The following is an 11,588-nucleotide window of genomic DNA, read 5'->3' as shown; positions in this document are numbered from 1 at the left end:
TTCCTCAGACGAACCGCCAGCGTGAAGATACGATTGCCCGTGGCAGTTCTGGCAGCCGGGGGCTCCAGTAGTCCCAGAAGCCGCGAGGCGAAGCTCCCGGAGCCGCTCTTCCCGGAAGGGGGGTGTTTCGCTGCCGACGGCCGGAGAATTGGGCTCGGAAGACGATGAGCGAATATCAGTACTATGAGTTCCGGGCCGTCGATCGGCCGCTCGGCGAGGGGGATCGCAAGGCGTTGCGCGCTCTGTCGACGCGAGCGAACATCACTGCGACGAGCTTCAGCAACCACTATGAGTGGGGTGACTTCAAGGGCGATCCGGCGCGCCTGATGGAGAAATGGTTCGACCTCCATCTCTACCTGTCGAACTGGGGAACGCGCCGGCTGATGATCCGGTGGCCGGAGCGGCTCGTCGACCGGCAGGCGCTCGCGGCCTGCCTTGGAGACGTGGACGGCGTGCGTCAGCGCGTCGTCGGCGGGAACCTGATCCTCGACATCCTTGTCGAGGAGGTCGAGGGCGAGGCCTGGGACGACGGATCAGAGTCGCTCGCCGCCATGGCGCCGCTGCGCGCCGACGTGCTCGGCGGCGACCTTAGGGTCTTCTATCTCCTCTGGCTGACGGCGGTCGAAGGCGACGCCGTGGAACTCGGAGATCCGGAGCCGCTGCCGGGCCTCGGGCCGTTGACGGGTCCGCTCGAAGCCTTCGTGGACTTCTTCGGGATCGATCCCGACCTGGCCGCCGCGGCGGCCGAGCGCCCGTTCCGCCCGGTCGCGGACGAGCCCGACCTCGCCAGGTCGGTCGTCGCGGGGATGGAAGGCGCGGCGAGGACCGTCGCTGACCTGCGCGTCCGCGCCGAGGCCATCCGCATCGCCCGCGAACGCGAGAAGATCGCCCGGCTCGAGGCGGAAGCCGAACGGCAGGCGAAGGCGGCGGAGCGCGGGCGTCGGGCCCGCCTGGACTCCATCCGCAGACGCGGCGAAGCCGTCTGGACCCAGGCCGAAGCCGAGATCGAACGCCGCAACGGCGCCGCCTACGCTCGGGCCGCCGCCCTCCTCCACGATCTCGGGGCCATCGCCGAGCAGGACGGGTCCACGGCGCATTTCAAGGCTCGACTGCAGAAGATCCGCACCCGTCACGCCGCCAAGACACGCTTCATCGAGCGGTTGCAGGCCCTGGGATAGTCGTCTCCTGTCCTGGAGCGCGGCTCTCTTGCCGCAGCCTCAGGCCGGCATCGGCGCATGAGCCGCGCGCGTGTCTCGGTCAACAGGCGGATATGGAGCTGTTCCTCCAGCATGCGGATACTCCCGCCAGGCGCCGGCTACGACATTCTCGGACAGTCAATTCAACCTGAGGACCCGCGGCAGGACCATCAAGCCGGCCCGAGACGGTCAGCGGGCGCGCGCTCTGCCGATTGTTCGATCACGTAGCCGAGCGCGCGATATCCGGCCCGTCGCTTCGCCGCCATGCGCGCCAGCACGGGCGCCCGTTCATCGACGTAGTCGACGACCAGAACTTCCGCCTTGCCTTCGCGCTGCCGGTGAAGCCGGCCCACATACTGCGCGAGCGTGCCCTGCCAGGAGATCGGCATGGTGAGGAAGAGCGTGTCGAGCCGGGCGTCGTCGAAACCCTCTCCGATGTAGCGGCCGGTCGCCAGGATGAGCCGCTCCTGATCGTCCGCGACTTGCAGCGCCGCCTCCGACGCCTTGCGCTCGGCCGCCGACATCGCGCCGCGCAGGACGACCAGGTTGCTCACGAAGCGCGAGAAGCGCTGCTGAAGGTGATCAAGGTGATCCCGGCGCTCGGTCAGCACGATGGGCGAGCGCTTCGCTTCCAACGCCTTCAGCACGTCTTCGAAGATCAGATCGTTGCGTGCTTGGTCCCGCGCGAGCGCGGCATAGATCGCGGGTATGGTCGGGCGGTCCAGCTCGGCCAGGGGCGGAGGTAACCGGAACGTCGTCGGCTTGAACAAAGCGCGATGCACGACGCCCCGCTCTGTCGCCTGAGTGCACGCGCTGACTCTGTGCCGAACAGCGCCGCATTGCATGAAGATGATGGGGTGATGACCGTCCTTGCGCGTCACGGTCGCGGACAATCCAAGCACGTACCGCGCCTTCGCCCGCCTGGCCACCAGTTCAAAGCTCGCCGCGGACAGATGATGACACTCGTCGACGACGAGGTGACCGTAGTCCGCGACTAGGTCGGACACCTCGCCCCGTCGCACCAGACTCTGGATCAGCGCGACGTCAACGACGCCGGTCGGCTTCCGACGCCCACCGCCGATGGCGCCGATATCCCTGGCGTCGATCGAGAGGAAGGCTTTGAGACGCTCGGTCCACTGAGCGAGCAAGGCGCGGCGATGGACGAGGACCAGCGTGTTTCGCGCCCGCCTGGCGATGAGGGCTGCGGCCACGACCGTCTTGCCGAACGCGGTCGTCGCAGCCAGCACGCCATGGTCGTGCGGCATGAGCTTGTCGAAGGCTTCGATCTGCGGGCCGCGGAGCGCGCCTTGGAAGCTCACGCCATCCGGGAGCGGCGCGCCGGCGGAACGGTGATCCTGAATCTCGACTTCGGAACCAAGCGCTCGGATCAGTTCGACGGTTTCGTCCAGGCAACCGCGCGGAAGCCCGACGTGGCGGGAATGAAGCTCGGCGCACGAGATGATCCGGGGTTTGTCGAACGTCGGCAGCCGCATGGATTGCGCACGATGGAATTCGGGATTCTGAAAGGCCGCCAGGCGGATCAACTGCGCCGTCAGCGCGGGCGGCGCCTCCGTTCGATCGACATAGATCTGGTCTGCAAGGACAAGGCGAATCTTCCCTGGCATGGGATCGTTGATCGGAGCCGGCTCGCGATGCCGCGAGGGCGTCATGCGCCAAGGCTCGTCGGCGTCCTCGTCCTCGACGGGCATGCGCACGGCCAACACACGGCCGCGCGTCTCGGCCTCCGCGACGATCTTCGTCGCCGCGTCGGCGGGGAGTCGTGGCAGCGACGACAGGAACGCCCACTGATCGTCATATGGACACAGGTCCTTGTCGATAAAGACGCTATTGCCGCCTTCGCGAGCGCGGCGCTGCAGGGGCAGCGCGATCAGATTCCCGAACCCGCCGCTGGGCATCGTGTCCTGGCTCGGAAAGAGACGATCATAGGATTCGAAACCGATCTCCGGTCGCCGCTCCATCGTCTCGGTGAGGATCGCCGCGCCGAGCTGGCGCGCGGTGCGGGCCGCGATGGGTTCGGAGAAGAAGATCCAGACATGTCCGCCCCTGCCGGACCGTGATCGTTCGAGGGCGACCGGGATGCCCTTTGCCTGGCAGGTCTCGACGAAGGCCGACGCATCCGCCACCCAATTCTCCTTGTCGAAATCCGCCGCCAGAAACCAGCAGGTTTCATCGGGGAGCAGCGGATAGACGCCGGCGACGAAATCGCTGTCTGACGCCTTCTGGCCGCCGCCGCGCAGATGTCTCTCAATGACCTCGTCCGAGACCGGGATGAATGCTTGGCCGGGACACGCCCCGCACTTGACTTGAGGTTTGCCGCAAACACCCTTCACCCACTCGTTGGCGCATGCGGGCGCATATCCCGCGTGGCCAGTCTTTCGGTTCTCCCAACGGACCGGAAACACATCGGACCGGCCGACGAACAGGCGGCGAAACAGGTCGACCTTGGCCGCTGTCGAGGACTTGGCCGTCACGGTCGACGTGTTCGCGGTGGGCTCTGAACGATGATCGGCGGGCGTCCACGCCGCTTGTCCACGTTCGAGTGCGGCGAGCTCGGTCGCGAGTTTTCTGCGTTCGGTATCAAGCGATGCCAGCCGACTTCGGATGCGGGCGATTTCCGCAGCATTTTCGCGATCATTCTTCATCGTCGCGGCTCGGTTTGTGGATCAGGCTCCCGTCTTGTTCGACCAGTTGCACACGGCAGGAACAACGTCATTGGCTTGCTGGCGAACCGCCGGGATTGGAGATGTTCAGCGGATCTCTGGCGCGTTGTCGATTATGAGGGCGCTGCGGCGGTGCGACCGCCAGGTCTTCCAGTCGGCCGCCTATGCCAAGCTGCTCCGCAGCCTGCCGGTGAACCGATACCGAGGGCGCGCTAGAGGCGGTCTTCCGGCGCCGGCCCGCGGGCGGCGTCGCGCGGGGTGACCAGGCGGGCGAGCTTCGGCTTGATCCAGTTCTCGAAGTCGTCGACGAACTCGTAGACCACCGGCACCAGCACCAGCGACAGCACGGTCGAGGTGATGAGGCCGCCGATCACCGCGACGGCCATGGGCTGGCGGAACTCCGCGCCCTTCTCCAGCGCGAACGCGGTGGGCAGCATGCCCGCGGCCATGGCGAAGGTCGTCATGACGATCGGACGCGCCCGCTCGCGGCAGGCCTCGACGATCGCGTCGTGCTGGCTCATGCCCTCGCGCTCGCGCTCGATGGCGTACTCCACCAGCAGGATCGAGTTCTTCGCCGCCAGGCCCAGCAGCATCAGGAACCCGATCAGCGACGGGATCGAGAGCGACAGGTTGAAGGTCAGCAGCCCGAGGAACGCGCCGCCGACCGCGGTCGGCAGGGCCGAGAGGATGACCAGCGGCTTGAAGAAGCTGCGGAACAGCAGGACCAGCACGCCGTAGATCATCGACACGCCGGCGAAGATCGCCATGCCGAAGCCGCCGAACAGCTCGGCCATCGCCTCGGCCGTGCCGATCGAGGCCGGCCGCACGCCGGGCGGCGGGTTCTTCATGATCGGCAGCTTGTTCACCGCCTGCTGCGCCTGGCCCAACTGGTAGCCGCCGTTCAGTTCGGCCACGAGCATGACCCGCCGCTCGCGGTTCAGCCGGTCGATCCGGGCCGGGCCGGCCTGGAAGGTGATGTCGGCCACGCTCTCCAGCGTCGTCGTCCCGCCACTCGCCGTGGGCACCCGCAGGTCCCGCAGTTGCTGCAGGTCGGTCCGCGCGCTTTCCGGCAGGCGGATCCGGATCGGGATGCGGCGCTCGCCCTCGTTGAACTTGGCGACGTTGGCGTCGATGTCGCCGACGGTGGCGATCCGCACGACCGCGGAGATGGCGTCGGACGACACGCCGAGACGCGCGGCCTCGGCCGGCTTCGGCCGGATCACGATCTCGGGCCCGACCGGCGGGGTCGACTGCTTCGGGTCGGCCAGTTCGGGCAGGGTGCGCATCTGGCGCTCGAGTTCCAGCGCCGCCAGCTCCAGGTTGGGGCCGTTGTCGCCGGTGAGGATCTGCTGGAAGCCGGCGCTGCCCTCGAAGCTCAGGAAGCCGAGACGCACGTCGGGGATCTTCCGCAGCTCCTCGCGCAGCCGGTTGCGGATCTCGTCGCCGCTGACCTTGCGGTCCTCGCGCAGCAGGATCGTCGCCGTACCCTTGCGCAGGTCGCCGCCGCCGCTGGCCCCGCTGCCGGGACCGAAGCTGGAGACGGTCGAGCCGATCTGGACGAAGACCCCGGTGACCTCCGGCTGCCTGGCGAACAGGTCGGTGATCCGCTGCGACGTGGTCTCCATGTCGGCCACGGTGGCGCCCGGCGGGCCCTGGATCTCGACGTACATGTAGTCGGGGTCGCCCGCCGGCTGGAACCCTGCCGGCAGCAGCGGGACCAGGAACAGCGAGCCGACGAAGAACACGCCGCCGATGATCGCGGCGACGATCCGGTGGGCCAGCGCCCACTCCAGCGCGTTGCGGTAGAAGCCTTTGAACGGCTTGCGCTCGTGCGGCGACGCCTGCGCCTTCAGGAAATAGGCGGCCAGCAACGGCGTCACCAGGCGCGCGACGACCAGCGAGAAGATCACCGCGACCGAGACGGTCAGGCCGAATTCCTTGAAGAACTGGCCCGGAATGCCGGGCATGAACGACACCGGCGTGAACACCACGACGATCGCCATGGTGGTCGCGACCACCGCCAGGCCGATCGCGTCGGCCCCTTCGATCGCGGCCTGGTACGGGCGCTGGCCGCGCTCGACGCGCTTTTCGATGTTCTCGATCTCGACGATCGCGTCGTCGACGAGGATGCCGATGACCAGGGTGAGCGCCAGCAGCGTCACCATGTTCAGCGAGAAGCCGGCCATCTTCATGACGAAGAAGGTCGGGATCAGCGAGATCGGCATGGCCAGCGCCGTGATCGCCGTCGCCCGCCAGTTCCGCAGGAAGAAGAACACCACCAGCGCGGCCAGCAGCATGCCTTCGCCCAGCACGTTCTTGGTCGCGTGGAAGCTCGCCCGGGTCTCGGTGACCGACGAGAAGATGGTCGAGAACTTGACCTCCGGGTGGGCCTTCTCCAGCTCCGCGAGCTTCGCCAGCACCGCGTCCTCGGTGTCGACGTCGCTGGCTTCCTTGGTCTTGGCGACCTGGAAGCCGACCACGGGCCGGCCGTTGAGGCGCGCGAAGCCGCGCACGTCGGACGCCCCGTCGCCCACCTCGGCCACGTCGGTCAGGCGCACGAACTGGCCGCCGCCGGTCGGGATGGTGAGCTCGCGCAGTTGCTCCACCGTGCGCACGGTGCCCAGCACGCGGACCGTCTGTTCGCGGTCGCCCACCGTCACCTGCCCGCCGGGCGCGTCGACCTGGAAGGCCCGGAGCGCGGTGTTGAGCTGGCTGGCGGTCAGCCCGCGCGCGGCCAGCCGGTCAGGATCGACGATGACGTTGATCTCGCGCGACACCCCGCCGACCCGGGACGTCTGCGACACCCCCTTCGCCGACTGCAGGGCGCGCGCGACCGTATCGTCCACGAACCACGACAGCTCGTCGTCCGACATGGAGGGCGCCGAGACCGCCATCGTCAGGATGGGGGCCGCGTCGTCGATCTCGAGCTGGGTGACCTGCGGCTCGTCGATATCGCGCGGGAGCTGCGCACGGGCCTGGGCGACCTTCGAGCGCATCTCGTCGGTCTTCTTCTGCAGGTTCGTGCCGATCTCGAACTGGACCGAGGTGGTGGAAACGCCCTGGGTGACCACCGACTGGATGCTGCGCACGCCGGTGACGCCGGAGACGGCGTCCTCGACCGGGCGCGTGATCTGGGTCTCCATCTCCCCGGGCGCGGCGCCCGACTGGGTGACCGTGACGGCGATCACCGGGAACTGGACGTTGGGATACTGCTTAACCGCCAGGCCCGAATAGGCGATCAGGCCGGCCAGCACGAGGCCGATGAACAGGACCGCGACCGGGATCGGATTGCGGATCGCCCATGCCGAGACGGGGAATCCGCTGCGGTGGCCCTCGCTCATCGCTTGACCGCCGGCTTCGCCGCCGGAGCGTCGGAGGGGCGCACCATGTCGCCGTCGAGGAAGAGCGCGCCGGCGTTGGCCAGGATGCGCGATCCGGCGGGCGGGCCCTTCACGATCTGCACCAGGCCGCCGCCGCGGGCCCCGGTCTGGACCATGACCCGCTTCACCCGGTCATCGGCGCCGACGACCATCACGCTGGCGCCGTTGGCGTCGTAGCGGATCGCCGCTTCCGGCACGGCCAGCACGCTGGCCGAGGCGTCGTCGAACACCGCGCGGGCGAAGCCGCCGGCGCGGATGTCCGGGCGGACCGGCAGGGTGATGCGGACCTCGCCCAGCTTGGTCTGCGGATCGATCTGCGGGCTGACCAGGCGCACGCGCCCGTTCGCCACGCCGCCGCCGGGCAGGGTCACGGTGGCCGACTGGCCCGGGCGCACGCGGGCGAGGTCGGCCTCGGCGAGGTCGGCCGCGAGCTCGACCTGGCCGTCGCGCGCCATGCGGAACCACGGCGTGCCCGCGCCGGCCGCGAGGTCGCCCGGGCGGACGGTCTTCTCCAGGATCAGGCCGGACACCGGGGCCACGACCGCCAGCTTGCGGCGCTGGGTCTGCAGGTTGCGCAGGTTGGCGGTGGCGACCTTGGCCTGGAATCGGCGCTGCTCGATCTGCTCCTGGCTCAGCACGCCCTGCCCGTCCAGCCCGCTCACGCGGCGGGCCTGGTCCTCGGCCTGGGCGGCCTGCGCCTGCGAGGCGGCGATCTGCGCCTCCAGCAGGGTCGGATCGAGCTGGACGAGGGTCTGGCCCGCCTTCACGTACTGGCCGACGTCGGCGAGCACGCGGGCGACGCGGTAGCCGTTCACTTCCGGCAGCACGGCGGCCTCCTCGCGCGGCAGCAGGTCGCCCGAGGCGGTCAGCGAGCCCACGATCGACCGCGGCTCGATCCGCACCACGGTCACGGCGCGCGCCCGCTGAGCCTCGGTCTGCTGCTCCGGCGGCTTGCGGCAGCCCGCCAGGGCGGCGACCGCGACCAGCGGCAGAATGAGGAGGGTGATGCGCTTCATGTTCTGTCTCACCGCGCAGCCTCGGGCCGCGCCTGGGCGTATTTCTGGGCCGGCCAGCCCCCGCCGATGGCCTTCACGGCCTGGACGGAGCGGCGCAGCGCCTGGACCTCGGCCGAGGTGAGCTGGGCGCGGACGGCGCGCCAGGCCTGCTCGGACGACAGGGTGGTGTTGAGGTCGGTCAGCCCGCGCTCGTAGCCGATGCGGGCCGCCTCGAAGGCGCGCCGCGCCCGCGCCTCGCCGTCACGCAGAAGGGCCACGCGGCGGCGGTCGGCGTCGAGGCCGACCAGCGAGGATTCGGCCTCCTGGAAGGCGGTCTGCACGGTCTTCTCGTAGGCGGTGACGGCCTGCTCGGCGCGGGCGTTCTGCACCTTCAGCTCGGACATCAGCCGCGGGATCGACAGCAGCGGCTGCATCACCGAGCCGCCGATCGTCCAGCTCGTGGTCTCGGACGAGAAGCCGGGCTGCTCGATGCGCGACCAGCCGAGGCCGGGGGTCAGCGTGAAGCTGGGGAAGAAGGCCAGGCCGGCGAGCTTCTGCTGGGCGGCGGCCGAGCGGACGGCGGCCTGCGCCTGGCGCACGTCGGGCCGGCGTTGCAGCAGGTCGCTGGGCAGCGAGGCCGGGACGCCCGGCGCCTCGCCCACGTCCGGCGTGGCGGCGATGCTGGCGGTGGGCTCGAAGACGCGGCCGGCCAGGATCAGGATCGCGCGCTTCTGGATCTGGAGCTGGGCGTCCAGGGCGGCCACGTTGGCCTGCGCCTGGGCGAGGTCGCCGGCGACGCGGTCGGGCTCGGAGGTGGCGGCGATCCCGGCGGCGGCGCGCTTCGAGGCGAGGTCGTAGAGTTCCTGCTGGATGCGCGACGTCTCGCGCGCGTCGGCGAGCTGGATGGCGAGGCCCTTGGCCTGGAAGTAGGCGTCGGCGGTCTGGGCGGCGACCTGGGCGCGGGCGGCCTCGTAGGCGAAGCGCACGCGGTCGACCTCGGCGTTGGCGGCGCGGTAGGCCACGAAGCCGCGGCCCCAGGGATCGACCTCCCACGAGACGTTGAAATTGGCGCCGTACTGCTCGGACACGCCCGAGGTGGAGAAGCCCGGGATGTTGGCGACCGTGCCGCCGATCTGGTCGGTGTCGGTGCGCCGGCCCGAGGCCGCGAGGTCGCCCTGCGGCAGGTATTGCAGGACGGCGCTGGTGCGCTGGGCCTTCACCTCGTCGAGGCGCGAGCGGGCGGTGCGGACGTCGGTGTTGCGCGCGAGCGCCTGCTGCACGAGCTCGGTGAGCTGGGCGTCCGAGTAGGCGGTCCACCAGGTATCCAGCGGGATCGCCCCGGCGGGCGCCTCGGCCCCGGCCTCATAGCCCGCGGGCAGGCGCACGTCCGCCTCGCGCGGCGTCGCGCATCCCGCCAGAACGACGCCGGCGGCCAGGAGGAGGAACTTGAGTCGCATGCGGAGCCGGGATGGGGAGGTTTGGCGGACGCCGTAAGAACTTGAGCGGGCCGTCTACACTGCCCGGGGCGTCGGGGGAATTGCGCAAAGGACACATACCGGCAACGGATTGACCGAACGCGACTATTCCAAGCCGCGCTGGCGACGTGCCCCGGCCGTCGCTAGGGTCGCGCAACTTTCGACCCGATTGCGAGCCCCCGTATGCAAAAGCTTCTCCTCACCGTCGCCGTCATGGCCCTGGCCTCGGGGTCCGCCGTCGCCGCCGGTCCGTCCATCGACGCGGGCCGCATCCTCGAGGACATCAGGGTGCTCTCGTCCGACGAATTCGAGGGGCGCGCACCGGCCAGCGAAGGCGAGAGGAAGACCGTCGCCTATCTCGTGGAACAGATGAAGGCCGCGGGCCTTCAGCCGGCCGGCGACAAGCAGAAGGACGGGACCCGCGCCTGGACCCAGGACGTGCCGCTGGTGCGCTCGCAGACCTCCGGCCCCGTGGCCGTGAGCGTGAAGCTGGGCGGCGAGACGAAGACCTGGACGCAAGGCCAGGAGATCGCGATCCGCGCGACCCTGATCGGCGACCACCTGACGGTGAAGGACGCGCCGGTGGTGTTCGTGGGCTACGGCGTGAAGGCCCCGGAGCGCAACTGGGACGACTTCAAGGGCGTCGACCTGAAGGGCAAGGTCGCCCTGGTGCTGGTCAACGACCCCGACTTCGAGACGGATACCGGGAACGGCGGCGACTTCGGCGGCAAGGCCATGACCTACTACGGCCGCTGGACCTACAAGTTCGAGGAGGCCGCGCGGCAGGGCGCCATCGGCTTCCTGGTGATCCACGAGACGGCGCCGGCCTCCTACGGCTGGGCCACCGTCAAGAACTCCAACACCAACGAGATCTTCGACGTCATCCGCAAGGACCCGTCGACCGACCACGCGCCGCTGGAAGGCTGGGTGCAGCGCGACCCGGCGGCCGAGCTGATCAAGGCCGGGGGCTACGACCTCGACACGCTGAAGAAGCAGGCCCGGACCCGCGACTTCAGGCCGGTCGAGCTGAAGGGCGTGACCTTCTCCACCGACTACAGGGTCGATGCGCAGAAGGTGGTCTCGCACAACGTCGTAGGCGCGATCCCCGGCGCCAAACACCCCGACGAGCGCGTCTTCTACACGGCGCACTGGGACCACCTGGGCATCGGCCTGCCCGACGCCCGGGGCGACAGGATCTACAACGGCGCGCTCGACAACGCGTCCGGCACGTCGATGCTGCTGGAGCTGGCGCGCCTCTCGGCCAAGGCGCCCCGGCCCGAGCGGACGATCGTCTTCATGTCGGTGACCGCCGAGGAGAAGGGCCTGCTCGGCACGGAGTACTATGCGTCGTCGCCGCTCTATCCGCTGGCGACCACCGTGGGCGTGATCAACATGGACGGCGTGGGCCCGAACGGCCTGGCGCACGACTTCACGACGTCGGGCAACGCCCCGCTGACCCTGCAGGACGAGCTGATCGCGGTGGGCAAGGCGCACGGCCGCTACTACACGCCCGATCCGCGGCCGGAGGCGGGCAGCTTCTTCCGCTCCGACCACTTCCCGTTCGCCAAGGTCGGCGTGCCGGCCATCAGCTTCGGCGGCGGCCGCGACCTGTTCGAAGGCGGCAAGGCGGCCGGCGACGCCAAGGCCAGGGCCTACACCGCCGACAAGTACCACCAGCCCGCCGACGAGTTCGACCCGTCCTGGGACCCGAAAGGCTTCGAGGCCGACGGCGCCCTGTTGTTCGAACTGGGCCAGAAGCTGGCGAACAGCCGCCTCTGGCCCGATTGGAAGGACGGCGCCGAGTTCAAGGCCGAGCGCGACAAGACCAGGGCCGAGCGGCGGTGATGCGCCGCGCGCGAAT

6 protein-coding genes are annotated in these 11,588 nt (G+C 69.6%); 2 read left to right on the top strand and 4 right to left on the bottom strand.

The features are described from left to right. Nucleotides 1–122: 122 nt before the first annotated feature. Nucleotides 123–1,178, top strand: a complete 1,056-nt coding sequence (locus KF737_RS00590) for a hypothetical protein (protein ID WP_296449098.1) — start codon at nucleotides 123–125, stop codon at nucleotides 1,176–1,178. Nucleotides 1,179–1,366: 188 nt separating this feature from the next. On the opposite strand, the gene KF737_RS00585 is transcribed toward KF737_RS00590, so the two are convergent. The 4 genes from KF737_RS00585 to KF737_RS00570 form a co-directional block, all read right to left on the bottom strand. Then, nucleotides 1,367–3,859 (bottom strand): DEAD/DEAH box helicase family protein, encoded by a 2,493-nt coding sequence (locus tag KF737_RS00585; protein ID WP_296449096.1) that lies wholly within the window; start codon nucleotides 3,857–3,859, stop codon nucleotides 1,367–1,369. 230 nt (nucleotides 3,860–4,089) lie between these two features. After that, nucleotides 4,090–7,218 (bottom strand): efflux RND transporter permease subunit, encoded by a 3,129-nt coding sequence (locus tag KF737_RS00580; protein ID WP_296449092.1) that lies wholly within the window; start codon nucleotides 7,216–7,218, stop codon nucleotides 4,090–4,092. Further along, nucleotides 7,215–8,273 (bottom strand): efflux RND transporter periplasmic adaptor subunit, encoded by a 1,059-nt coding sequence (locus KF737_RS00575; protein WP_296449090.1) that lies wholly within the window; start codon nucleotides 8,271–8,273, stop codon nucleotides 7,215–7,217. Before KF737_RS00575 ends, KF737_RS00580 begins: the two co-directional genes overlap by 4 nt. A gap of 8 nt (nucleotides 8,274–8,281) precedes the next feature. Beyond that, nucleotides 8,282–9,709 (bottom strand): efflux transporter outer membrane subunit, encoded by a 1,428-nt coding sequence (locus KF737_RS00570; protein WP_296449088.1) that lies wholly within the window; start codon nucleotides 9,707–9,709, stop codon nucleotides 8,282–8,284. A 201-nt stretch (nucleotides 9,710–9,910) separates the two neighbouring features. Here KF737_RS00570 and KF737_RS00565 point away from each other — a divergent pair, with 201 nt between their 5' ends. Beyond that, nucleotides 9,911–11,572: a M28 family metallopeptidase gene (locus tag KF737_RS00565; protein ID WP_296449085.1), complete on the top strand. Its 1,662-nt coding sequence runs from the start codon at nucleotides 9,911–9,913 to the stop codon at nucleotides 11,570–11,572. The last annotated feature ends 16 nt before the right edge of the window (nucleotides 11,573–11,588 follow it).

Source organism: Phenylobacterium sp., assembly GCF_019636135.1.
Taxonomy (GTDB): domain Bacteria; phylum Pseudomonadota; class Alphaproteobacteria; order Caulobacterales; family Caulobacteraceae; genus Phenylobacterium.
Note: the sequence above shows the minus strand (reverse complement) of the source record. Positions and strands in the feature narration are given on the sequence as shown.